Annotated in this window: 23 protein-coding genes; all 23 read right to left on the reverse strand. The window is 60.3% G+C overall.

The annotated features are described in order from the left end of the window. Nucleotide 1: 1 nt before the first annotated feature. Nucleotides 2-1,213, reverse strand: a complete 1,212-nt coding sequence (locus CAG47_RS02700) for an ATP-binding protein (RefSeq protein ID WP_085723356.1) — start codon at nucleotides 1,211-1,213, stop codon at nucleotides 2-4. A gap of 109 nt (nucleotides 1,214-1,322) precedes the next feature. Continuing rightward, nucleotides 1,323-2,798: a sigma-54 dependent transcriptional regulator gene (locus tag CAG47_RS02705; protein ID WP_085723357.1), complete on the reverse strand. Its 1,476-nt coding sequence runs from the start codon at nucleotides 2,796-2,798 to the stop codon at nucleotides 1,323-1,325. Between the two features lie 172 nt (nucleotides 2,799-2,970). Continuing rightward, a complete protein-coding gene (locus tag CAG47_RS02710; RefSeq protein WP_015096255.1) occupies nucleotides 2,971-3,267 on the reverse strand; it encodes a hypothetical protein in 297 nt (98 codons plus the stop codon). Nucleotides 3,268-3,278: 11 nt separating this feature from the next. Next, nucleotides 3,279-3,674 carry a flagellar export chaperone FliS gene (fliS, locus tag CAG47_RS02715; protein ID WP_085723358.1) on the reverse strand — a complete coding sequence of 132 codons (396 nt, stop codon included), beginning with the start codon at nucleotides 3,672-3,674 and terminating at the stop codon, nucleotides 3,279-3,281. 129 nt (nucleotides 3,675-3,803) lie between these two features. Next, on the reverse strand, nucleotides 3,804-5,240 hold the full coding sequence (gene fliD / locus CAG47_RS02720; protein WP_085723359.1) for a flagellar filament capping protein FliD: 1,437 nt from the start codon (nucleotides 5,238-5,240) through the stop codon (nucleotides 3,804-3,806). Nucleotides 5,241-5,323: 83 nt separating this feature from the next. Beyond that, on the reverse strand, nucleotides 5,324-5,677 hold the full coding sequence (locus CAG47_RS02725; protein ID WP_085723360.1) for a flagellar protein FlaG: 354 nt from the start codon (nucleotides 5,675-5,677) through the stop codon (nucleotides 5,324-5,326). Between the two features lie 71 nt (nucleotides 5,678-5,748). After that, nucleotides 5,749-6,600, reverse strand: a complete 852-nt coding sequence (locus CAG47_RS02730) for a flagellin domain-containing protein (protein ID WP_085723361.1) — start codon at nucleotides 6,598-6,600, stop codon at nucleotides 5,749-5,751. A gap of 242 nt (nucleotides 6,601-6,842) precedes the next feature. Continuing rightward, a complete protein-coding gene (locus CAG47_RS02735) occupies nucleotides 6,843-7,109 on the reverse strand; it encodes a hypothetical protein (protein ID WP_085723362.1) in 267 nt (88 codons plus the stop codon). After that, complete coding sequence (locus CAG47_RS02740) at nucleotides 7,106-8,398, reverse strand: motility associated factor glycosyltransferase family protein (protein WP_085723363.1); 1,293 nt, start codon at nucleotides 8,396-8,398, stop codon at nucleotides 7,106-7,108. Before CAG47_RS02740 ends, CAG47_RS02735 begins: the two co-directional genes overlap by 4 nt. A 90-nt stretch (nucleotides 8,399-8,488) precedes the next feature. Further along, complete coding sequence (locus CAG47_RS02745; protein ID WP_085723364.1) at nucleotides 8,489-9,415, reverse strand: ketoacyl-ACP synthase III; 927 nt, start codon at nucleotides 9,413-9,415, stop codon at nucleotides 8,489-8,491. Nucleotides 9,416-9,641: 226 nt separating this feature from the next. Then, entirely contained in the window at nucleotides 9,642-10,694 is a 1,053-nt protein-coding gene (gene pseI, locus CAG47_RS02750; RefSeq protein WP_085723365.1) for a pseudaminic acid synthase, read from the reverse strand. Further along, nucleotides 10,687-12,192, reverse strand: a complete 1,506-nt coding sequence (gene pseG / locus CAG47_RS02755) for a UDP-2,4-diacetamido-2,4,6-trideoxy-beta-L-altropyranose hydrolase (RefSeq protein WP_085723366.1) — start codon at nucleotides 12,190-12,192, stop codon at nucleotides 10,687-10,689. The genes pseI and pseG overlap by 8 nt, the downstream gene beginning before the upstream one ends. Further along, nucleotides 12,189-12,896 (reverse strand): pseudaminic acid cytidylyltransferase, encoded by a 708-nt coding sequence (gene pseF / locus CAG47_RS02760; RefSeq protein ID WP_085723367.1) that lies wholly within the window; start codon nucleotides 12,894-12,896, stop codon nucleotides 12,189-12,191. Before pseF ends, pseG begins: the two co-directional genes overlap by 4 nt. Beyond that, the gene (locus CAG47_RS02765) at nucleotides 12,893-13,513 is read right to left on the reverse strand and encodes a pseudaminic acid biosynthesis-associated methylase (RefSeq protein WP_085723368.1); all 621 of its coding nucleotides are present in this window, start codon (nucleotides 13,511-13,513) and stop codon (nucleotides 12,893-12,895) included. Before CAG47_RS02765 ends, pseF begins: the two co-directional genes overlap by 4 nt. Further along, nucleotides 13,513-14,703 (reverse strand): UDP-4-amino-4,6-dideoxy-N-acetyl-beta-L-altrosamine transaminase, encoded by a 1,191-nt coding sequence (pseC, locus tag CAG47_RS02770; protein WP_085723369.1) that lies wholly within the window; start codon nucleotides 14,701-14,703, stop codon nucleotides 13,513-13,515. The genes CAG47_RS02765 and pseC overlap by 1 nt, the downstream gene beginning before the upstream one ends. Before the next feature lie 131 nt (nucleotides 14,704-14,834). Then, complete coding sequence (locus CAG47_RS02775; RefSeq protein WP_085723370.1) at nucleotides 14,835-17,759, reverse strand: TIGR00180 family glycosyltransferase; 2,925 nt, start codon at nucleotides 17,757-17,759, stop codon at nucleotides 14,835-14,837. A 52-nt stretch (nucleotides 17,760-17,811) separates the two neighbouring features. Beyond that, nucleotides 17,812-18,540 (reverse strand): cephalosporin hydroxylase family protein, encoded by a 729-nt coding sequence (locus CAG47_RS02780; RefSeq protein WP_085723371.1) that lies wholly within the window; start codon nucleotides 18,538-18,540, stop codon nucleotides 17,812-17,814. A gap of 30 nt (nucleotides 18,541-18,570) precedes the next feature. After that, nucleotides 18,571-19,236, reverse strand: coding sequence for an acetyltransferase (locus CAG47_RS02785; RefSeq protein ID WP_085723372.1), 666 nt, complete (start codon nucleotides 19,234-19,236; stop codon nucleotides 18,571-18,573). Next, the gene (locus CAG47_RS02790) at nucleotides 19,233-20,354 is read right to left on the reverse strand and encodes a DegT/DnrJ/EryC1/StrS aminotransferase family protein (RefSeq protein ID WP_085723373.1); all 1,122 of its coding nucleotides are present in this window, start codon (nucleotides 20,352-20,354) and stop codon (nucleotides 19,233-19,235) included. Before CAG47_RS02790 ends, CAG47_RS02785 begins: the two co-directional genes overlap by 4 nt. Beyond that, complete coding sequence (locus CAG47_RS02795) at nucleotides 20,351-21,577, reverse strand: class I SAM-dependent methyltransferase (RefSeq protein WP_085723374.1); 1,227 nt, start codon at nucleotides 21,575-21,577, stop codon at nucleotides 20,351-20,353. The genes CAG47_RS02790 and CAG47_RS02795 overlap by 4 nt, the downstream gene beginning before the upstream one ends. Next, nucleotides 21,574-22,134, reverse strand: a complete 561-nt coding sequence (locus CAG47_RS02800) for a dTDP-4-dehydrorhamnose 3,5-epimerase family protein (RefSeq protein ID WP_085723375.1) — start codon at nucleotides 22,132-22,134, stop codon at nucleotides 21,574-21,576. Before CAG47_RS02800 ends, CAG47_RS02795 begins: the two co-directional genes overlap by 4 nt. Continuing rightward, nucleotides 22,131-23,213, reverse strand: a complete 1,083-nt coding sequence (rfbG, locus tag CAG47_RS02805) for a CDP-glucose 4,6-dehydratase (RefSeq protein ID WP_085723376.1) — start codon at nucleotides 23,211-23,213, stop codon at nucleotides 22,131-22,133. Before rfbG ends, CAG47_RS02800 begins: the two co-directional genes overlap by 4 nt. Further along, nucleotides 23,195-23,968 carry a glucose-1-phosphate cytidylyltransferase gene (gene rfbF / locus CAG47_RS02810; RefSeq protein ID WP_085723377.1) on the reverse strand — a complete coding sequence of 258 codons (774 nt, stop codon included), beginning with the start codon at nucleotides 23,966-23,968 and terminating at the stop codon, nucleotides 23,195-23,197. Before rfbF ends, rfbG begins: the two co-directional genes overlap by 19 nt. Nucleotides 23,969-24,115: the final 147 nt, after the last annotated feature.

The raw sequence follows: 24,115 nt of genomic DNA on the forward strand, positions 1-24,115 counted from the left end.
CTCACTCCGCTCCCTGAGCCTTGCTGAACAGCGGCAGGATCACCTGCGCGCAAGTGCCGCGACCGGGTCGCGAACGCAGCTGCAATTCTCCCTGATGAGCACGCGCCACCGCCTTGACCACAGTCAGGCCAAGACCTGTACCAGTGGTCCTGGTGGTGAAAAATGGCTCGCCCAAACGCGCCAGAACGGCAGCATCGATACCCGAGCCGCTGTCACTGACGCACAGGCGCAGGTTGCTGCCGCGGGTGTAGAGATGAATCTTGAGGCGCAATTGACCGGTACTGGCCTGAATGGCGTTTTCGATCAGATTGAGGATCGCCCCAACCAGGGTGTCGCGATTGCACAGCAACTCTCCCGAGTGACTGTCGCACTGCCAGCGGACCGGCAGATCCTGCACGTGGGTCAGCGCGGCCGCCTGCAGCGATTGCATCAGTTGGCCAGGGGTGACGCGATCGGTCAGCGGCAACTCGCCACGGGCAAACACCAGCATGTCGCGCACCTGGTGCTCGAGCTCGTGCAGGCGCTCCTTGAGGCGCCCGGCAAAGCGCTGCTGGGTAGCGACCGGTAGCGCTTGTTCGGTCAGATGACTGGCGTACAGCAACGCGGCGGACAACGGCGTACGTATCTGATGAGCCAACGAAGCGACCATGCGCCCCAATGACGACAGTCGCTCATGACGAGCCAGTTGGTCCTGCAGATGGCGGGTTTCAGTCAGGTCATTGAGCAACACCAACTGACCAGGCTCGGCGTCCAGAGAGCGCGTTGCGATCGACAGACGCCGGCCATCCTTGAGGGAGACCTCATGCCCATCGTCGTCGCGCGGCGCAAAACAGCGGGCAATGACGTGGCGCCACAATTCACCTTCCAGTGGCAAGCCCAACAATTCGCACGCCGCCGGATTGGCTTCGCGCACGATGCCCTGGGCATCGATGACGATGACCCCGCCGGGTAACAGATCAAGGAGGTTTTGCAGGCGGTTCGCCAGGCGTTCTTTTTCCGCCAGTTCCTGCATGCGCTGGGCGCTGACCACCGCCAATTCGCCCTTGAGCTCGGTTACCCGGGCTTCAAGCATGCTGTAGGAGTCGGTCAACTGACTGGACATCTGATTGAACAGCGCGAATGCCTGCTCAAGCCCCTGCCGACTCGCCTGCTCTACGGACGACAGTTGTCCATTGGCATCAGGGACAGGAGACATCTGGGCGGCTTGGGGCATTGTGCTCTCTCGCTTGGCTGACCGTCAGTGAAACGGAACGTTGCGAGGGACTTAGCAATACCCGTGCCTAAAAAAACTTCTTGTAAATGAATGGATTGAAAAACAGGCGTCAATCATCCGCCTGTTCATCCCCATCACGACGACTCATGCCGTACTTGCGCATCTTTTCCACCAGCGTGGTCCGACGAATACGAAGCCGCTCGGCCGCCCGCGCCACAATGCCATTGGCATCATCCAGCGCCTGCTGAATCAACCCTTGCTCCAGACCACCGAGGTAGTCCTTCAGGTCCAGGCCCTCTGGAGGCAACATGGCGTTGGCCGTGAAGTCCTGCGTATGCCCGTTGATGGCCACGCGCTCTTCCAGATCGCTGCGCAGGCTGTCGACCATTTGCTCGTCTTCATCGTCGACGTAGCGGAATTTCTTCGGCAGCTCGACCACGCCGATCACGCCGTATGGATGCATGATCGCCATGCGCTCCACCAGATTGGCCAGTTCGCGGACGTTGCCCGGCCAGCCATGACGGCACAGCGACATGATCGCCGCCGAGTTGAAACGGATCGAACCGCGCTTCTCGTGCTCCATGCGCGAGATCAGCTCGTTCATCAGCAGCGGAATGTCCTCGACACGCTCACGCAGCGGCGCCATCTCGATCGGGAACACATTCAGGCGGTAGTACAGGTCTTCGCGGAAGGTACCGATCTCGATCATGCTTTCGAGATTCTTGTGGGTCGCCGCAATGATGCGAACGTCGATGCTCTGGGTCTTGTTGCTGCCCACGCGCTCGAAGGTGCGCTCCTGCAACACTCGCAACAGCTTGACCTGCATCGGCAGCGGCATGTCGCCGATTTCATCGAGGAACAGGGTGCCACCATTGGCCAACTCGAATCGGCCGGCCCGGCTGGTGATTGCCCCGGTGAAGGCGCCCTTTTCATGGCCGAAAAGTTCGCTTTCCAGTAACTCGGCCGGGATCGCCCCGCAGTTGACCGGCACGAACGGCGCTTCGCGGCGCTTGGAATGGTAATGCAGGTTGCGCGCGACCACTTCCTTGCCAGTACCGGACTCGCCGAGGATCAGCACACTGGCATCGGTATCGGCGACTTGCTGCATCATCTGACGGACGTGTTGAATCGCCCGACTGGTGCCGACAAGACTGCGGAAAAGATTGGGTTCGCGATGACGACCGCGCTCACGGGCCTGGTCGTACATCTCGCGATAGACCTGGGCACGGTGCAGCGAATCGAGCAACTTGCTGTAGCTGGGCGGCATTTCGAGGGTCGAAAGCACCCGACGACGCTGGTCTTCCGGCAGGTCAATGGAAGAATTATCGCCCATTAACAAAACCGGAAGGAACTCATCCCAGGTCGAGAGTGTCTTTAACAAGCCCGGAAGCGCACCAGGAGCATTGACCGTCCCGATGAGGACACAGATTACTTCACGACTTGACGACAAAGAGCCGACAGCCTGCTGCCAGTCATGGCTACCGCAGGGTAAATTTTCTTCGCCGAGAAAATTTAAAATCACCGCCAGGTCGCGGCGGCGGACGCTATCGTCATCAATCAGCAGAATTTTGGTTTCACGCCACATGCAATAGCAACTTCCCTAGTCAACTCAATGCCCAAAATGCTGGGGCAAGCTAGACGCTTGCAGACACGTTGTGCCTGAAGACGACTGAAATCTGGAACCAGCCACTAGTTAAGTCAAAAAACCGTGCACAGTCAAATTTATGGCGCACATGCCTGGATTAACTTGGGGTTAATTAACCAAACAGATGGTAAACCTTTGCAGCGTTCCGCGCTTGCTGGATCTGAGACATTTCATCGACTATCGCCTGCCTCTCCCCCATCGCCACCTCAAGAAGCTGCTTGTAGACATACAGCAACTCCTCAAGATTGCTACGCAGAACTTCCTCGTCCAGCGAAGCTTCGCTCAGGACGTCTTCCATGCAGGAACGGCAATCCAGGTCCAATTGACCGATAGCCTCCCAGTCGCGCTCGGCCAAGGCACCGACCAGCGCTTCACGAGTTTGCTCTATTCGCTGCAATACAAGACTCATGGCGCCCCCTCTTAGAACTGCGGACCCGGCTCAGCAATACCGTCCCAGCCTTCTTTCACCGTGCGAAGCAAGTCCGCGACCTCATCGAGAATCCTCGGGTCGCTGCTGATGTTCGCCTCGGCCAGGCGCTTCATCATGTAGATGTAAAGGCTGTCGAGTTCACCCACCGTATCGGCGCAGTTTTCAAGATCCAGGCCTTCACGCAAGCCACCGACGATGCCGATCGCCTTGTTGATCGATACACACTTGCCGGGAATGTCCTTGCGCTCCAGGGCACCTTTGGCCTGGGCGATACGGTCAAGGCCACCTTCCATGAGCATTTGTACCAAACGATGCGGACTCGCCTCGGACGTCTGGGCGTGCGAACCCACTTTCTGATATTGCCGAAGGGCTAACATTGGATTCATGTTCTACCTCATTACCACAATGACTCGTATGACCAGTGTATCGTCCACGAACCAGAGAACTTTAGGTCAAAAGACAAAAACCCGGCACACGCCAAAATGCGTAGCCGGGTTTTTGTCGTCAGTTCATGACTAGTCAGCGGACTTCTGGGCGTTCAACGAGGTGAAGAACGAGGTGATATTGTTCGCCGTCGCTTTCAGTTGCCCGACCAACAGGTCCATTGCGTTGTACTTGGCGGTCAACGTCTTGGTCATGTTGGCAACACGCAAGTCCAACGCGGACTGCTGGTTTGCAAGGTTCTTGCTGATGCTCTGCAGGTTGGAATTGCGCTGATCAAGCAACCCGCCGGTCTGCACATAAGGCTTGATTGCAGCGCCCATGCGCGTCAGCAGGCCGTTGGTAGCATCGGTACCGCTGAACAACTGCTGCACCTGGCCGCTCATGCCGTTGATGGCCATCGTCTTGTTGAAGGCCGTTGTATCGAACGCCAGGTTGCCGGTTTTCTCGTTCGTCATCACGCCGAGCTGCGACAGCACGGCCAATGGACCGCCTGCCCCCGGAGCCGTCAGCACGCCGCGGATATCGGAAATCAGCGTACGGGGCATCGAGTCGCCGGTAAACGCCGCCTGCACAGTCAGATTGCCATCGGCATCCGCTGTCGCCTTGGACAGGGAGTTGATGGTGTTCATCAGGGTGTTGTAGGAGTCAACGAACGACTGGATCGACGTCTGCAATCCAGCGGTGTTGTTCGCAACCGTGACGGTCGCCGCAGCCGGGGGCGTACCCGGGCTCACGGACGCCAGGTTCAGGGTCAGGCCACTGATCGCGCCGGTCACCGTATTGCTCTTGCTGGTCACTGCCAGGCCGTCGATGGTCAGCGATGCATCCACCGCAATCCCGTTGACAGCCCCTGAACTGGAAGCCGAGGGGTTGGCGCCCATCGGTTGGGTGCCGTCGATTTCAAGACCGGCGATACCGCTGACGGTAAGGTCGGAACCTGCACCCGTCTTGGTGGAGCTGATCACCAGACGTGACGCTCCCGTGCTGTCGGTCACGATGTTGGCGGAAATACCGTTGCTCGCCTGCGCAGAGTTGATGGCATCCCGAGTGCTCTGCAAGGTCGCATTGGCTGGAATCGTGACATCGTAATCAGTGCCATTCTGACTGATTTTCAGAGTACCACTCGGAATGGCACTGGCGGCACCGCCGGCAAAAGAAGCACTGGCTACTTTCGAGCTGGTGGCCAGGTTGTTCACAACAACGCTGTAGGTACCGGCAACGGCGGTGTTGTCGGAAGTTGCACCCAGGATCGACGGGGTGCCCGAAGTGGCGGTATAGCCCGCAAACGCAGGATTGGTCTTGCTACCGAGATTGGTCAGCGCCGTCTGAAAGGCCGTCAGTGCGCTTTTCAAGGAGCCGACACCGGAAATTTTCAGCGTGTTGGCTTTGGTCTGAGTATCGATCTGCGTCTGTTTCGCCGATTTGTCGGCGTTGACCAGCGCAGTAACGATCGCACCGATATCCAGGCCAGAGCCTAAGCCCGAACCCGGCAAAATTGGACTTGCCATTTTTCGTCTCCCTTCAGGTTGCTGCCACTCTTTTGACCTTTATCAGCGCCCAAAGAACGTACAAACACTATTCATGCCAGCTATCAGACTTTAGCGTCGAACAATACGTGGCTCGCATTGCTCAGGCTTTCTGCCAGCTTGAGAGCCTCTGCAGAGGGGATCTGCCGCACGACTTCGCCCGTTTCGCTTGCAATCACTTTGACGACGACTTTCCCGGACTGCTCGTCAATCGAGAACTCGAGATTGCGCTTGATCGACTGTACAAACTTTTCGATCTGCTGCACCGCTTGCTTGAGGTGGGTGTCATCGACATCCGGTTTCTTGTCCACCACAGGAACTGCACTGGCGGCTTCAGGCTTTTCCGGCGTTTTATCCGAAACGTTGCTCGCTGGCTGGGGAGCCGGATAAGACACGCCAAGCTTTACGCTCATCTCCATGCCCATCACCTCTTAATGTAAAAAGCGAGAGAGCGTGCAAGCACACTCCCCCGCTCAAACTCATTCCGAAATTACTGAAGCAGTTTCAGTACAGCGGAAGGCAGTTGGTTGGCTTGAGCCAGAACCGAGGTAGAAGCCTGTTGCAGAGTTTGCTGCTTGGTCAGGTTCGCGGTTTCCTGGGCGAAGTCGGTGTCTTGTACACGACCTTGTGCAGCAGTGGTGTTTTCCACGATGTTCTGCAGGTTGGAGATGGTGCTGGTCAGACGGTTTTGCGAAGCACCCAGGTTTGCGCGGGTGGCGTTGATCGTTGCCAGAGCGGCGTCGATCGCGGTGATCGCGTTGTCGATGTTGGCAGACAGGGTAGCGGAAGTCGCACCGGTCAGAACAACAGTACCGCTGCCTACGGACAGGGAAACGGCGTCGAACTTGGAGCTCAGTACCAGGTCGATGCGGTTGGCCGAGCCAGTGTTTGCACCAACTTGCAGCTGCATGGTACCAGCGGTACCGTCCAGCAGGTTTTTGCCGTTCAGGTTGGTGGAAGCGGAGATACGAGTGATTTCGTCAGACATCTGAGCGAATTCGGAGTTGGTAGCGGTCTGGTCAGCAGTGCTGTTGGTACCGTTACGTGCTTTAACAGCCAGTTCACGCATACGCTGCAGGATGTCGGTCGATGCTTGCAGAGCGCCTTCAGCGGTCTGGGCAACGGAGATACCGTCGTTGGCGTTCTGGATTGCCTGGTTGCCACCACGGATCTGTGCGGACATGCGGGTTGCGATCTGCAGGCCAGCTGCGTCGTCTTTGGCGCTGTTGATTTTCAGACCGGAAGACAGACGAGCCATCGAAGTCGACAGAGCGTCGGTAGCGCGGTTCAGGTTCTTCTGAACGCCCAGCGATGTGGTGTTGGTGTTTACTGTTAAAGCCATGACGAATTCCTCGTTGGTTGGGTACTGCGGCTTCCGGCCCTGGCAACCGCCGGGTATGGCCTAGAGAACCTTCGTAATAGTTATCGTCGGGTTGGCAGGTTGCTTGAGGGCTTTTTTAAAAAAAATTGCCATCACCCTGCCACCCCCGAGAAAACAAGGGCTTAGTGCCCCTCAACCGCGAAAAAATGACGCCATAAAACTGTCCATCCCACAAACGCCCGTGCCAAAGCTGTCGCCGCCCTTCAAGCCGGCAGGTTTTCGAGCAATTCGATCAACTCATATTCCATGAAGTCGGCGAGTCCCAACCAATCCTGGCGCTCCTGGCAAGCCAACATTTGCCCGAGCATCAAGGCCCAGGCCTGCTGATCATCCCGGGGCGCCTGTGCAAACAGCCGTTGTGTCTCATCGAACAGATCAACCATGGTCAATGCCGCTTCGACATCACGTCCCAGTCGAAACAATACTGCGCACTGCCGGCACTCATCGATGCCCTTCACTTGCGGCTTCATTGCACGAAATCCTGATTGAACTGCGTACCGGCAATCATTGCCCCTGCCCGGCTGCTATTGAAAAAAAGCACCTCGGGATGCCTGGCTATGTAACGCTCGAGCTCGCACAGGTAGCTGCGGAAGTTCAGTTGCGTCTTGACCTTCTGCCCATGACCGTCGTGCACCCAGTGCCTGGCCTGGTTCACCGGCGGCCCCAGATCACCATCATTCCAGCCGGTATGAGTCCTGTTCATCGGAAAGGAAAAATCGGCACCGAACAGCGTGATGCGCTGCGCGCCCATCTTCACCGCCAGGTCGACCGCCGGGTGGATCACGCTGCCGCTGACATAAAGCTGTGCACGCGGGTGCTGCTCACGCAACGCCGCGTAGACCGGGCTGGCGGAGTAACCGCCATAACGCTTGCCTTTCCAGGCCTTGAGCATGTGTGGATCGCTCAAAGGCAAATACACCAGCGGAATGTCTTCGGAGCCCTCGCCCGGCAAGTGCAGCACACTGATGCGCTGGTCAATGCTCACCACCAGGTCAGGTTTGACGCCGTGTTCGCGAAGGGGCCTGTAAGCGGTATCCACACTGATGAACAGAGGTCGCGGCGTTTGCTTGCGCGCGGCGGCCAGGCGCTCGAAATTGGCTTCAAGGCTGGGCCCTGTGCCGATCACATAGATTTCACGTTCAGTGCAGGTGCCAAACAGCTGTGCCACATCATCATCGGCCAGCAGCACTTCGAGGGTATCCTGCAAGCGCTGCTGAATGACCGGCGACTGCGGATCGAAGTCTCGATTATTGAAACTCAGGTGCACTTCGCTGACCAGGCGATCACGAATCTTCGCACTGTAGTCATCGGCCAGCAGCATTTCGGCCGGCAACGCAAAAAACGGAGTGCAGATGTCCGACATATCGCCGGCATACAGCAGTTGCACGCGCGGATCGCCCAGCCATTGGCGTTGATCGATCAGCTCCAGCACCAACAGGAAAAGCGCGCCGTTGAGAATGTGGACATAGAGTTTTTCAAGCCCGGCGCGCTCCAGCAAAACCGCAGGCAAATCGCCGAAGCCGGTGCCGTAGACGTGCAGTTGTGGCTTGTCGAGCGGGAGACTGGCGGCCTGAAGACGAGCCTCGTGCAGGCGATCATGGCGACTGGTGAGCTGGATGCCGCCCACACACAACGTCGAGTCACGACCTTCGATCAGCTCGACCTCGATGCCCAGACGATCTTCCCTTTTCAATCGCGCATACAGCGACGGCCAGCGCCGCTGGATAACCTGAGCATTGTCTTCAAAGCATTCGCTCATGCTACCTCGCACTCCTTACAAGCAAAAAAGCGCTCAAGGTTAACCCTTGGGCGCTTTTTTGTACCGGCCTTTTTATGAAAAGACTTTCACTCAAGGACGATAGATGATCGCCGAACCCCATGACAGGCCCACTCCGAAACCGCTGAGCGCAACGCGCTTCCATTCGGAATCGAGAATATGCTTTTCCAGCAGCAATGGAATGCTCGACGACACCGTATTACCGGTCTCGACCATGTCCTTGATGAACTTCTGCGGACACTCTTCGAAGCGCCGCGCGACCGCATCGACAATCGCCGCGCTGCCCTGGTGAATGCAGAACGCATCGATGTCGTCAGCGCTGAGCTGCGACTCACCCAGCAACTCATGCAAATGTGCCGGTACCTTGAGCAGTGCAAAGTTGAACACCTGGCGCCCGTTCATGAAGAACACGCCGTCGGTGACTTTCAAATGTGGAGCGCCGGAACCGTCGGTGCCGAACCTGGACTTGCCCAGTGCCCAGGTCGGGTTTTCACCCATCCAGGTCGCAGTGGCCGCATCGCCGAACAGCATGGTGGTGTTACGATCTTCCGGGTCGACGATCTTCGAATACGGATCGGCAGTGATCAGCAGGCCGTTCTTCAGGCCGGCGGCCTCCATGAAGCCCTTGATCGCATAGATGCCGTAGACGTAACCGGAACAGCCCAGGGAAATATCAAACGCTGCAACATTGGTCGGCAGGCCGAGTTTGTCCTGCACGATGGCCGCGGTATGCGGCAGTCCTTCCTCGTCACCGTTCTGGGTGACGACGATCAACGCATCGATGGATTCACGTTTCAGATCAGGGTTGCTGGCAAACAGCGCATTGGCCGCTTCAACGCACAGATCGGAAGTTTCCTGATCAACGCCCTTGCGCGGCAGGAAAGCCGAGCCGATCTTGCCCAGGATGAATTCTTCATCCTTATCGAATTTTGCACCTTGTGCGTAATTGTCCACGCCGGCTACAGGAACGTAGCTCGCAATGCTTTTTATGCCAATCATTACGGCTTCCCAATAATAAACAGCCCAATACCACCACTCGCAGGAATCGAGGGGCGCCGACAAACCTGGATTTCCGTCGCCCCAGGGCGACGACCGGGAAGCGTAAAGGGCTATCACTGAACCCGATAAAGGGTCAGGCGCCATCTTCCCGGCCAATACAATACAGTGAAGATGCGCGTTCTGACTCGCAGGTCACTCTATTTTGCCGAATCAGCCCGACAATGGGTTATTCGACCAAGGACCAGTCCAGCGCTGTTCCACGCTTGATAGCCTGCCTGGCACGGCGTCCCTGGAGGCTTTGCGCATGCCTGGGCGCCAGCCCGAGCCCCGGACGGATGGCTCTCAGATTTGTCGCACTGAAGGGCTCACCGGCCTCCATGTCCCGGGTGACATACAACGACCGACGGTACACCAGGGATGGGCGCTCAGCCTCGGTGACGCCGTAATGCACGTGCCCCATGGCTTGCCAGGCGCGCTCGGTTTCAATCACCAGGCTGGCCAGCTCGGAAGGCTCCAGCGAGAAACTGGCGTCGACGCCTCCGGCCGCACGCTCGAGGGTGAAATGCTTTTCCACCACCGTTGCGCCCAGTGCCACCGCTGCCACGGACACACCAACGCCCATGGAGTGGTCGGACAGCCCCACCTGGCAATCGAACAACTCGCGCAAATGTGCAATCGTGCGCAGGTTGCTGTTCACCGGTGATGCCGGGTAGGTGCTGGTGCATTTGAGCAGCACCAGATCCTTGCACCCGGCCTCGCGGGCCGCGCGCACGGTTTCATCGAGTTCAGCGATGCTGGCCATGCCGGTGGAAATGATCAGTGGCTTGCCCGTCGCGGCTACCCGGCGTATCAGCGGCAGGTCGGTATTTTCAAAACTGGCGATCTTGTAGGCCGGCACGTCGAGGCTTTCGAGGAAGTCCACGGCGCTCTCATCGAATGGCGTGGAGAACGCCAGCAGGCCCAGTTCTTTGGCACGGGCGAAAATCGGCGCATGCCATTCCCAGGGCGTGTGGGCCTTTTCGTACAGCGCATACAACGAAGTCCCGGCCCACAGACTGTTCGGATCCTTGATGAAGAACTCGCCCTCGGCCAGGTCCAGCGTCATGGTGTCGGCGGTGTAGGTCTGCAGTTTCAATGCGTGGGCACCGGCCCTGGCCGCGGCCTCGACGATTTGCAACGCCACGTCCAGGGACTGGTTATGGTTGCCGCTCATCTCGGCAATGATGAATGGCGGCGCATCAGCACCGATCAGGCGCTCGCCAATCTTGAAGCTAGTCATCTGCGTGATCCTTCAATACGCGCGTGAACGCGCAGGCACTCTGGGTAAAACCGGCTTCGCGAAAGACGTTCAGCGACGGCTGGTTAGCGGGCAACACCTGGGCGGTGAGCGACTCCAGTTCTGGCCAGTGGACTTTTACAACCGCTTCGCCACGGGACAGCAGCGCCCTGCCCCACCCCAGGCCGAACCGGCCTTCGAACAGGTAAATCGACACCTCGGCGGTTAAACCCCGCAGGTCATAACGCAGTACACCGACCGGACCATCATCGGCCTCGGCAATCAACAACAGCCGCCGGGGATTGCTCAGGCTCGCAACCAGCCAGTTTTGATGCGCAGGCCATTCGATCACGCCGGTCTCGAGTGACCAGCGGCGCACGGCCTCGTTGTTGCGCCCCTCGAACAACAGCTGCGCATCACCCAGGTTCGCCGGGCGCATCCTCAGCACCGCGCCGGCCAGCGCAGCCGCCACCCGTTGCGCGCCCCGACCATCGACAAGTCGTCGCGATTGCTGTGCCAGGCTCTGGCGCAAACCCTGGTTACCCGCGACAAAACCGATGGCCAGGCGCAGTTGCTCGACACTGACGTGCTCGCGGCCCCCCATGAACACATGGGCGCCCGCAGCCGCCATGACTTCGCCGTTGGCCTGCTGGTTGTTCGATACCGCAATGCAAATCGTCGGCAGGCCCATGGCCGCCCGTTCCCAACTGGTGCCCCCACCCGCCCCGACAAACAGGTCGGCTTCGGTCATCAATCGATAAAAGTCGCCGACGAAACTGTGCAGGCGCCAATTCGGGCGAGTCGCCGCCAATGCCTGCATCTGCGCCCAGGCCGGATTACCCGCACCGGCGACAAAATCGACTTCCAGCTCGGCAAAGTCCGCCAGCGCCAGCATCGCGTGATGAGTCTGCATCGCAGCGTCGAAACCGCCGAAATTCACCAGCACACGCCGGGCCTGGGGCTTGATCTCGATGGCCGGGCAATGGAACTCGTCGCGCAACATGGCAAACCCTGGGCCGAACAATGTCCGACAGCCAGGCGCCAGCAGCGACGTATAAGCCTGGGCTGTTCCCGAGAGGTTCTGGTTCAGCAGCAAATCGGCGCTGTAGGTCCGCGTCGCGAGGTCGTCCACCGCGGCGATCCGTGGCGCCCAGCGCCGGGCGGCGGTCTGCCAGTGATGATCGAGGCCGTAGTGGTCGACAATGATCCAGTCGAATGCCGGCTGCCGGTCCAGCAATGGCTCCAGCGCGGCGATGTCCGCCTGCCATGGCAGCATGGATTCGATGGCCTGCTGCGGGTCTTCGTCGCTGTAGCGCGCGGGCAGTTCAAAGGTTTCGAAACCTTCGGCGCGCAGTGCCTCCAGCCGATGCCCGGGTAGCAGGCGACAGGCGAAAGCCACGTGACTGCCCTGCCCGCGCAGCACGCGAGCCAGGCACAGGCAGCGCGCGATGTGGCCGCTGCCGATGGTCGGCGAAGCGTCAGAGCGAATCAGCACTCTCATTGCAGTTCCCCCCCGGCCTTGAGCGCGGCATACAGGTACTCCGCGCGTGTCCAGTCCTGCGGCGTGTCGATGTCCTGCACCAGATGCCGCGGCAGGATGACCGGCAGGCTGTACGGTGAATACAGCACCTCGCCACGCAGCCAGGCATCGCTGCGGCCCCAATAGAACTGCCCGGCATCCTGATAGGCGACTGACAAATCCTGGGAGCGGGTATCACGGTACTGCGGATACAGTGCCGTCAATGCGCCCTGGTCATCAAGGGTCAGGGCGCGCTGAACCGGGAAACCGAAGTCGCACACCGAGAATGCGAAGGACTTGTCGGGATGCTGATCCAGCAGGCTCAGCCCCTGGACAAGAAATCGCGACTGCAGCAACGGCGCGGTCGCGTAGATGCAGCAGGCGTGATCGAACGTCTGCCCTTGCTCACGCAGTGCTTGCAGGGCATGGGCGATCACCGCAGCGGTACCCGTGAAGTCGTCGGCCAGTTCCGCCGGACGCATGAAGGGCACCTGGGCGCCGCAGTCCAGGGCCAGCCCGGCGATTTCCTCGTCGTCGGTGCTGACCACCACCCGGGAAAACAATCCGGATTCCAGCGCCACCCGAATCGAGCGGGCAATCATTGGCACACCGGCGAACGGTTTGAGGTTCTTGCGGGGTATGCGTTTGCTGCCGCCTCGGGCCGGGATGATGGCTACGTTGTTCAACGGCGTTTTTCCAGGACGAACCAGGTGATGTCGTCCACCGGGAACTGCCGATCGCGGTGGTAGCCAAAACCGTAGTCAAGCAGTTGCAGGTCGTCATAGCGATCGAGCATTTCACCGGCGAAGTCGCGCTTGAACAGCTTGCCGCTGTTGCCGCGATACGGGACCTCGACCGGCGCCGGGTTGTAGTACTCGGCGATCAGGATATAGCGCCGGCTCAGCTCATACAGTTGCGCGTACGCGGCCGGCAGCAACTCCGGCGCCAGGTGAATCAGCACGCCTTTGCTCAGGGTCAGGTCGAAGGTGCGTTCGCGGGGGAAATCGAACAGCGAACCGTGCCAGATGTGGGCAATACCCAGCGCCTGGGCAGCGGCACAGGCACTGGCATTGATCTCCACGCCAAACAGTTCGCAGCGCGGCAACAGCTGACGCAGTGCCTGCAGGTTGTTACCGGCATTGGTGCCCAGTTCCACCAGGCTGTCGATGTGCCCGACCCGTGTCAGCGCCTTGGCAAACAGCGCCAGGTTGGCCGCCACCAGTGGCTGGCCGACATTGCGGTCAACGTACTGGTTGCCGAATTCGCCCTGCCAGAAAGTTTCCTGCTCGGTCAGTTCACGCATCACACATTTCCCACCCGTCGCAATGGCTGGATTATTTCGATCAGCTGTCGCATCTGCTCGACCACATAGTCCTGCTGTTCATCACTGAGCAACGGATACAACGGCAGGCTGATGGCCTCGGCGTAGTAACGCTCGGCCTGTGGAAAATCACCCTCGTTGAACCCGAGGTCGCGATAGTAAGGCTGCAAATGCACGGGAATATAGTGCAGGTTCACCCCGACCCCGGCCGCCCTCAGTCCTTCGAACACCTCACGATGAGTGAGGCTGATCTGATCGAGTTGCAGGCGCACCACGTAAAGGTGCCACGACGACTCGGCCTCTGGCTGCGCACTGGGCAGGGTCAGCGGCAAGTACGCCAGCAAGCGCTCATAACGCGCCGCCAGTTCACGCCGACGCTCGATAAACTCATCCAGCTTGTTCAACTGCGACAAACCGAGGGCCGCTTGCAGGTCGGTAATGCGGTAATTGAACCCCAGTTCCACTTGCTCGTAGTACCAGGGGCCGTGGCTGGGGCCGGTCATCTGCTGCGGATCCCGGGTCATGCCGTGACTGCGCAGGCGTTGCAAACGCTCGGCAAGCTCCGGGTTGTTGGTCATGACCATGCCGCCTTCGGCGCTGGTGATGATCTTCACCGGATGAAAGCTGAACACGGTCATCGCGGCAAACTCGCCACAACCCACCGGGCGCCCGGCGTAGGACGCACCAACGGCATGGGCCGCGTCTTCGATCACGGTAAAGCCATAACGCCTGGCCAGTGCGGCAATCCTGCGCATGTCGCAGCTCTGCCCCGAGAACGCCACGGCCACGAGCACTTTCGGCAGCCGGCCTTCACGCTCGGCCCGTTCCAGCTTGACGGCCAGCGCAGCGGCATCGAGGTTCCAGGTCCGCGGGTCGATATCGACAAAATCCACCTCGGCACCGCAGTAGCGACCACAGTTCGCCGAGGCGAGAAAGGTGTTCGGCGTCGTCCACAACCAGTCGCCCGGGCCGAGCCCCGCCGCCAGGCAAGCGATGTGCAGGGCCGCCGTGGCATTGCACACCGCCACGGCAAAATCAGCTTCGCAGCGGTCGGCCATCGCCCGCTCGAAGCGCTCGATGGTCGGCCCCTGGGTCAGCCAGTCAGACTGCAATACACCGATCACAGCGTCGATATCCGCCTGATCGAGGCTTTGCCGAGCGTATGGAATCATGCTGGCAACCAGGCATGGGCGAGCGTGCCCGGCAGACGAGCGCATTGACGCTCGCACGAACCGGTGCCGCCTGGGATGAAAATCGATTTTCCGTTGTACATGCCTTGAATCCTTATACCTGTTCGCCGTGCCTACCCGAGCATCTGCGCCCAGTTCACCGAAGCACTTTCGCCCAGGACAAAGCCTTTGCCGCTCAAGGCCAGGTTGGCGTTATACGCCGGGTCCTGGGCAAAGGCTGCCGCCCACTTGTCACGCAGCGCATCGAGGGCCTGCGCCCCCTGCGGCACTTGACCCGAGTGAATGACCTGTACCAGCGGCGTCCACACGGTAAGGTAACCGGTCTGGCCCGCCCGCAGGCACAGATCGACGTCGCTCAAGCCGTCGGCGAAGATCTCGTTGTCCAGACCGTCCAGTTCGTCGAACAACGCTTTACGCACCATCAGGCACGCCTTCGACACCGCCGAGTAGTTCTGCTCCAGCGCCAAGCGGTGCAGGTAACCTTCGGCGTCTTGTTTTTCCCCGACAAAGGCTGACCCTACACCACCGTTCATGCCGAGAATCAGGCCGGCCTGGGTGACCTTGCCGTCGCGGTCGATCAACTTGGGACCGACCACGCCGACTTCCGGACGCTGGGCGTGATTGAGCAGCGATTCAAGCCAGTTCGGGTTGACTACCTCGCTGTCGGCGGCCAACAGCACCAGGTACTCGCCCTGCGCCTGCTGACTGGCCGCGTTGTACAACGCCACGTCGCTCAGGGCCTGGTCGGCACGCAGCACGCTGACTTTCGGATGCTGGCAGGTGCCCAGCCAATCGTTGACCTCGGCCGACTGATTCGGGTTGAGCGCGATCAGCACTTCGTACTGGATGTAGCGGGTACGCAGCAACACCGCTTGCAGGCACTGCTGCAACGCCGCCAGGTCATCCCCGGCCGGCAGGAGGATCGACACCAGCGGGCGTTCGGTGTGGCGGTAATCGATCTGATAAGTGCCCGGCACCGTCGAAGTGACCTTGGCCTTGTAGCCACGATTGCCCAGATGGCGCAACAACGCCAGGCGTTCATCGGCGTTTTCTTCCAGTGCCGGCGCCCGCGCAATCACCAGCGGCTCATCCAGGTGGGCCAGCCCGTTGAGTCCACCCTGCTCGATGATGCGCAACAGCAAGTCGAACTCCAGGGCCTTGCTGAAGTCTGGCTGGTAGCCGCCGACTTCCATGAAGACCTCCCGACGGATCAACCAGTGACGCGCCATCAAGGCCGGCAGGCTTTGCAGCAAATCAAGGTTGAAGCCCGGACGGAATACGTCCACCAGTGCGCCTTCCGGGGTGCGCTGGATTTCGTCGGTGGCGACGGCGCGGCATTCCGTGTCGGACAACAGTTCCAGGCTGGCGCGCAACAGACCGCCGGCGGTGAACTCGTCACCGGCTTCAGCCAGCATCAACCAGTCGCAAGTCGACTGACGAGCACTCTGGTTCAGTTTGTCGACGTAGTTGCTTTGCGTGACCCGGACAAAGTGCAGGGTGTTCTGCGCCGTGGTCGCCGCCGGCGCTTCACCGGTGGTGAAGACCACAATCCTGAATGCCTTGCCGCGACCTTCGAGCAGGCTGTCGAGCGAGACTTGCAGCTTGTCGATATCGTTATCCAGGTCGAGCAGGAAGATCCCGAACTGTGGGCCACCGTCGTTGGCCACAAGGTACTGGTTGATCGACTCTGCCTCGTCGGCATCTGGCTGGCGGGGCGCGAGCCATTTGAGCAGCCGACCGGAGCGCATCTTGTCGAATGTCGCACGGTTGCCTTCGACCGACACCGCTTCAAGACGCGCGGCCCAGTCACCCATGGCCTGCGCTTCCTGGTCTTCGCCCAGCAGTGCGAGCTGTGCCGCCAGACGCTTGACCACCGTGCGGCTGAACACGTTGCTGTCGTGGGCTTGCCACAAACGGTCGACCACACTTTCCGGCGTGTCGTTGTTACGCGCCTGCATCAGGCTGTGCTGCCGCGTCCAGACACCCTCCAGGCCTTGCAGCTGGACGCGACCGGCCGGCATGGCGTGCAAGAGGAACTCGAACTGGGTCAACTGATCGAAAAACGCCTGGTTGTAGAACGGCATTTCAACGTATTGCTTGGGCCCGAAACGCCGTACCGGGCCGGTCTCGACACTGGTCCAGGCGGACTCGAAAATCAGCTCGGTGGTCAGTGCCCGGCCGGTGCGCAAGCTATCGGCCAAGGCCTCGAAGCTTTGCAGCGCGAACTGCCTGCCTTGCTCCGGGTCCTCGCCTTGTACTTGAGTTGGCAACCCGAAGAGGAAAGCGGCAAAGGCTTCCCGCTCGGCGACCGTCCTGGCATCCATATGAGCCAGCGTATGGAAGATCTCGGTGTTGTGGTCCGAGTACCCGTAGTTCATCTCGCGCACGACATACGGGATCGGCAGAATCCGCGCCTTGCCCCGCGCCAGCATGTAGTACGTATGACCGATTTCCTGCCATTGGAAGGACGTATCGTGAGGCATGACCTGATACCAGTCACGTACCAGGTCGGTGCGCTGTACGGCATAGAATGGCGGGAGGTACTGGTGCATGTAGTCCAGCACACGCTCCTCGGCGTGTTCGGAGCAATAGTCTTCGCAGACCTTCTTGTCACGCCGGAAGTAACTGACGCTATTGGCTTGCGACAGGTACATCATGCTGTAACCGTGGCACAGGCCGTAGTCGGGATTGGCCTGCATGAATGCCACGGCCGCACGCAGGGCGTCATGCACATGGAAGTCATCGTCGGCGGCGAACACCATGAACGGTGTGGTCACTTGCTCCACGCCGAAGGCCAGCTTGGCACGAACCCCCCAGTAGCCGAACTGCGGGACATGCTGGTAATCCACATTTTCAAACTGTCCGGCCAGGCCTGGCTGACCTTCAGCCGAAGAATCCAGCACCAGAATCCTGCAAGGCAAGCCGCTGTAGAATCGCGCAGCGCGACGCAAGAATGCCGGCCGCTCGTGAGACATCAGCACCACGGTCAACTGTTCGTTGAGTGCCAACCCGTGTTCAGAATTATTCTTGCCTTGCATACATCTCCCCACATCGGCCAATCGCCGAAAAAACCCAACGATGTCTTGTCGATTACCGCACGCGACGCAGATAGCCATCCGGCGCGACGGTGATCAGCAGCTTGCTGTGAATGGCCTGGTCGATCTCGAAATCGCGATTTTCTTCCAGGTAGGCCCATACCGCGGTTTTCGGGTTGTCGCCCTTGCCCCACGGGCGGTCCGGGAAGGCATCTTCCGGCATGTCTTCAACCACGGTATCCATCACCACGCAGTAGCTGCCTACCGAGGTCATGGGGGCATAGGCCCGCAGCTCTTCCAGTACGTGCTCGTGGGTATGGTTGGAGTCCAGTACCACCAGCACTTTCTTGCCCTCGACGCGCTGGCGAACCTGCTCGACGATCGCCGGATCAATGCTCGACCCCTGGATCATCTGGATCCGCTTGCTCATCGGGTGCGCTTCGATCGCCTCACGGTTGTGCTGGCGGATATCGATGTCGACGCCCAGCACTTCACCATGGCCGATCAGTTCCAGCATCGAGGCGTAAAACACCAGCGAGCCGCCGTGAGCGATTCCGGTCTCGACAATGATGTCCGGCCGCAGCGCCCAGATGATCTCCTGCATGGCGACCATGTCCTGGGGGAACTGAATGATCGGGCGCCCCATCCAGCTGAAGTTGTAGGTGTACTTGTGCCTGGCGGTCGTGCCGACCCAGTCCAGCGAAGTGGCTTGCAGGGCTTTGTCCTGTTGCAGGCCTTCGATGTTCTCTTTTACTTCTTCACGAAACTGCTCATGAGGATTCATTACAGACTCTCCGGAAATTAGTCGCGGTGGTTAGTTGAAAACCCGACCGTCTTGAAAGGAAACTGGATTGGTCTTGATGGTCCTGGCGGGACTGCCCACCACAACCGCGTAGTCTGGAACGTCTCTGGTCACCACGGCGCCCGCACCGATGGTGGCCCAACGGCCGATGCGCAAACGTGGCAGGATCGTGGCGTTGGTACCGATGAAGGTGCCGTCACCGACTTCGACACAACCGGCAATGCAGACACCCGGCGCCATGAACACCGAATGACCGATCCGCCCCTCATGCCCGACCACGCTGCCGGCGCTGATACTGGTGTTGTCGCCCAGGCTGACTTGCGCCTGCATGATCACGCCCTCTTGCAGATACGTGCCGACGCCCATCGTGATCATCGTCAGATCGATGCCCGGGTGGATGAAATTGCCCAGGGTGCCGCCAGCCTCGACGATCTCGCAGGTGGTCCGATGACGCAGCGCGGTGCTGCCGGTGATCAAATTGACAAAGCGTGTCTCGGGGCCTTTCAGCTCGGCCACCTTGTCGGTGCCACCCACTACCGGCACGCCATGAAACAGCGTGCCTTGCTTCGCCGGATCGTTATCGAGAAAGGCGAACTGCACGTCCGGCTGGCTGCGTTGCAGGGTGAGGATCATCCGTACCGCTTCGGGATTGGCCGCCCCCAGCAGGTAAACCTTCATAGCCGGGTCCTTTTGAGTACCAGCGCGCGCAGCACTTCGATGACCCGGTGCTGATCGTCATCGGTCATGTCGTGGTAACTGGGCAGATTGATCGCGCGCTCCGGCAGCGAATGCGCCACGGGCGAGTCGGCCGTCAGTTCGCTGAACATCGGCAAGGACGACAGCGGCCAGAAGAACACCCGCGCGTCGATATCGGCGGCCTGGAAGGCTGCGATCAGCATGTCCCGCGTAATGCCCAGTTCGCGCTCAAAGACCACGGTGGGCATCCAGTAGCCATTGCGCGCATGTTCGGGCTCAGGGTTCATGGACAAGCCCGGCAATGCAGCCAGGGCGTCGGCGTAACAGGCAAAGATCGCGCGCTTGCGTTCGATCAACTCATCGATCCGCTCAACCTGCGCGCAACCGACGGCCGCTTGCAGGTTGCTCATCTTGTATTTGAAACCGAGGAAATCCGGCCAGAACTGCTTGCTGCTGCCCGCCACCCGGCCATGGTTGGACAGGGTCAGTACGCGCTCATACAGGGCCTTGTCCGACGTCACGAAGATGCCGCCTTCGCCGGTGGTCATGGTCTTGGTGCCATGAAAGGAAAACGCGCCGAACGCGCCCAGCGAACCGGCCGACCGACCGCGCCACTGCGAGCCAATTGCCTCGGCTGCGTCCTCGATGACCGGCAGGCCAAACTCGTGACCGATGGCCAGCAACGCATCCATATCGCAGAGATTGCCGTAGAGGTGCACCGCCAGAATCGCTTTGGTGCGTGGGGTAATCGCCTGGCGCACCCGCTGCGGGTCGAGGCACCAACTGTCCGCCAGCACGTCGACGAACACCGGTGTCGCGCCCAGATAGGTGATGGGCGCGGCCGAAGCGATCCAGTTGGTATCGGCAAGGATCACCTCATCGCCGGCACCGATGCCCAGTGCCGCCATGCCCATGTGCAGCGCGCCGGTGCAACTGGACGTTGCAATCGCGTACGTCGCACCCACGTGCTCGGCAAAGGACTTCTCGAACCGCGTCAGGTACTCGTAGCAGCGCTCTCCCCAGCCATGGCGGACGGCATCGAGTACGTAGTCGGCTTCCAGCTCACCGACACTGGGTTTGGTGTAATGAATTCGGCTCATCGAATGATCAACTCGGGAATGGCAATGACAAAACGACCGTCCCATGCACGAATGCCGGCAAAGGCCTGGGTGATCTCATCCAGCAGGTTCCACGGCAGCACCAGCACGTAGTCCGGCTTTTCGATGTCGATCCGTGCCGGCGACACGATCGGAATGCGGCTACCGGGCAGGTACTTGCCTTGCTTGTGCGGGTTGGCATCGGCAACCCAGGCCAGCAGGTCCGGTTTGACCCCGGCATAGTTGAGCAAGGTATTGCCCTTGGCGGCGGCGCCGTAGCCGACCACGCGCTTGCCATCGGCCCTGGCCTGCAACAAAAAGCGCAGCAGGTCATGCTTGATGCGCTCGGCGGCCGGGGCCAGGGTCGTGTAGTACTCCGGGGTTTTCACTCCGGCGGCAAGTTCGGCCTGCAGTTGTTGCCGGACCGCCGGCTGCACTTCGCGACGCTCGCCGTCCAGTCGCTGCACGAACACCCGCAGCGAACCGCCATGGGTCGAGAGCTGACTGACGTCGAACACTTGCAGGCCATTGCGCTCGCACAAAGTCTGCACGGCAGTCAGCGACAGGTAGGAATAGTGTTCGTGGTACAGCGTGTCGAATTGCTGGCCGGCCATCAGCGTCAGCAGTTGCGGGAACTCGAAAGTCGCCACGCCGGTCGGCTTGAGCAACGTCGCGAAACCGCCAAGGAAATCGTTGATATCCGGGACGTGGGCCAGCACGTTGTTGGCGGCCATCAGGTCGGCGCCCCAGCCTTCGCTTTTCAGCTGCGCGGCGGTGTCGCGACCGAAAAACACTTCACGAATCTCCAGGCCTTTTTCCCGCGCCGCTTGCGCGGTGCTGCGGGTCGGCTCGACACCCAGGCAAGGGATGCCACGCCGGGCCACGTACTGCAACAGGTAGCCGTCGTTGGCCGCGACTTCCACCACACGGCTGTCGGCGCCCAGACCGAAACGCTCGACCATCTCGGCCACATAACGCTCGGCATGGGCCAGCCAGGTGCTGGAGAACGAACTGAAATAGGCGTACTCGGCATCGAACAGGCTGTCTGCGCTGGTGTAGTCCTCGGTTTGTACCAACCAGCACTGCTGGCACACGGCGACTTTCAGCGGCACCCATTGTTCGGCCTGCTCCAACTGGTCAGCACGCACGTAGGCGTTGGACGGTGGCGAGGTGCCCAGGTCGATCAGCGGCAGGGTCAGCGCAGTCGCGCAACCACGGCAGTTCATAGATGCACTCCGGTGAAGTGTTCATCGAGCGCCGGATGACGGCTATCGCGCACCGACAGATTATTGACAGGCAACGGCCAGGCAATCGCCAGCCGTGGATCGAGCACCGACAACCCGCCTTCGTGTTCCGGCGTGTAGTCGTTGCTGTGCAGGTAAAGCAGCTCGGCGTCGGCGCTCAGGGTCTGGAAGCCATGGGCGAACCCGGCCGGAATCAACAGGCTGCGACCATCGCCGGCCCGCAGGTGTTCGGCGTGCCAGTGCAGAAAGGTCTCGGAGTCGGGGCGCAAATCCACCGCGACATCCCAGACTTCACCGCGCAGGCAAGTGATCAACTTGGCTTCCGGCGCGCGCTCGTTCTGATAATGCAGGCCACGCACGCTGCCGCGTTCGCGGGTGCAGGAGTGATTGATCTGGCGGATATGAAACGCCTGGCCAAACGCACTCAGGCTGCCTTCGCAGAACAACCGGGAAAAGTGCCCGCGCTCGTCCTCGAAGCGCTTGTGCTGCACGCTGAACAAACCGCTCAGCGGCAACGCCTTCAACAGGAAATCACTCACAGCGCGCCTCGATACAGGTTCAACTGCGCCAGGCTGATGGCGCGCATGTCATCGCCGTTCTGCCATGCCAGATGCCAATCCAGGGTTTGGGTCAGGCATTGCTGCAACGACCAGCGAGGTTGCCAGCCGAGCAATTGACGGGCGCGGCTGCTGTCCAGGCGCAACAGGCCGGCCTCATGCATATCGCTTGGCTCGATGCGCAGGCCGCGCGCCTGGGGCCAGCGACTGGCGAGCAACTCGACCACTTCACCGACGCTGCACATGTCCGCTTCACCGGGACCGAAATTCCACGCTCCGGCGAATTGCGGGCCTTGCTCGAACAGGCCGGCAGCCAGTTGCAGATAGCCGGCCAACGGCTCCAGGGCGTGCTGCCATGGGCGCACAGCTTGCGGGTAACGCAAAGTCACCGGCTCGTTCGCCGACCAGGCCTTGAGTACATCGGGAATCAAGCGTTCCGGAGCGAAATCACCACCGCCCAGCACATTGCCGGCGCGGGCCGTGGCCAACGCCAGGCCATGCTCGGCGTGCTTTTCAGGGGCAAAGAACGAGGCGGCATAGGATTGCGCCAGCAATTCGCAGCAAGCCTTGCTGCTGCTGTAGGGATCGTGCCCGCCCAACGCTTCGTTTTCGCGGTACGGCCACAACCATTCCTGATTGGCGTAGACCTTGTCGGTGGTCACCAGCACGCAGGCACGCACGCCGCCGACCTGACGAATCGCTTCGAGCAGGTTGAGGGTACCCATGACATTGCTGGAGTAAGTGCCCAACGGGTCGCGATAACCTTCACGCACCAGCGGCTGGGCCGCCAGGTGCAGGACGATTTGCGGCCGGGTCTCGGCGATCAGCTCCAGCAATGCGCCAAGGTCACGCAAGTCGCCGCGCTGATCGTTGATGCCTTCATGAACGCGGGCCAGTTCGAACAGGCTCGGTTCGGTGGAGGGGTCGAGGGAAAAACCGCTGACCTCGGCCCCCAGGCTTTGCAGCCACAACGTTAGCCAACTGCCCTTGAACCCGGTATGGCCGGTGACCAGCACACGTTTGCCGCGCCAGAATTGCGGGCTCAGTCCCATTGTTTCCATGGGGCCTCCCCGCTCTGCCACAGCGCCTCGAGGTGGTTCTTGTCACGCAGGGTGTCCATCGGCTGCCAGAAACCGTCGTGCTGGAACGCCATGAGTTCACCGCGCTCGGCCAGGCCATCCAGCGGGCCGGATTCCCACGAAGTGTCGTCGCCTTCGATCAGCGGCAGCACCTTGGGCGAGAGGACGAAAAAGCCGCCATTGATCCAGCCACCGTCGCCGCGAGGCTTTTCGGTGAAACCCAGGACCTTGTCGCCATCGCGATTGAGCGCGCCGTAGCGGCCGGGTGGTTGTACCGCGGTGACGGTGGCCAGTTTTCCATGCTGGAGATGGAAGTCCACCAACGCCCCGATATTGAGGTCCGACACGCCGTCGCCGTAGGTAAAGCAGAAAGCCTTTTCGTCTTCAAGGTAACGTCGGGCACGGCGCAAACGGCCACCGGTCATGGTCTCTTCGCCGGTATCGATCAGCGTGACGCGCCATGGCTCGCTGTAGTTCTGGTGAACATCCATGCGGTTGTTGCGCATGTCGAACGTGACGTCGGAGGTGTGCAGAAAGTAGTTGGCGAAAAAGTCCTTGATCGCATAGCCCTTGTAGCCAAGGCAGATCACGAAATCGTGGATTCCGTGAGCGGAGTACTGCTTCATGATGTGCCAGAGAATTGGCTTGCCGCCGACTTCGATCATCGGCTTGGGCTTGAGGTGCGACTCCTCGCTGATCCGCGTACCCAGGCCACCCGCCAAAATAACTGCCTTCATCCCTTCCCCTCTTGTTCGTCACAGGGCTCAGCCAAGCTGTATCAAGCTTTTGCGGGCCATCTGGGTTAAACCTGCCGCCGTTCAGGACACGTCGCGGACTCACCGCAAGTGCTCGTTTTATGGCGATATTTGGGGGACTTGCAGGAA

The sequence above is a fragment of the Pseudomonas sp. R37(2017) genome, assembly GCF_002113375.1.
Lineage (GTDB): Bacteria > Pseudomonadota > Gammaproteobacteria > Pseudomonadales > Pseudomonadaceae > Aquipseudomonas.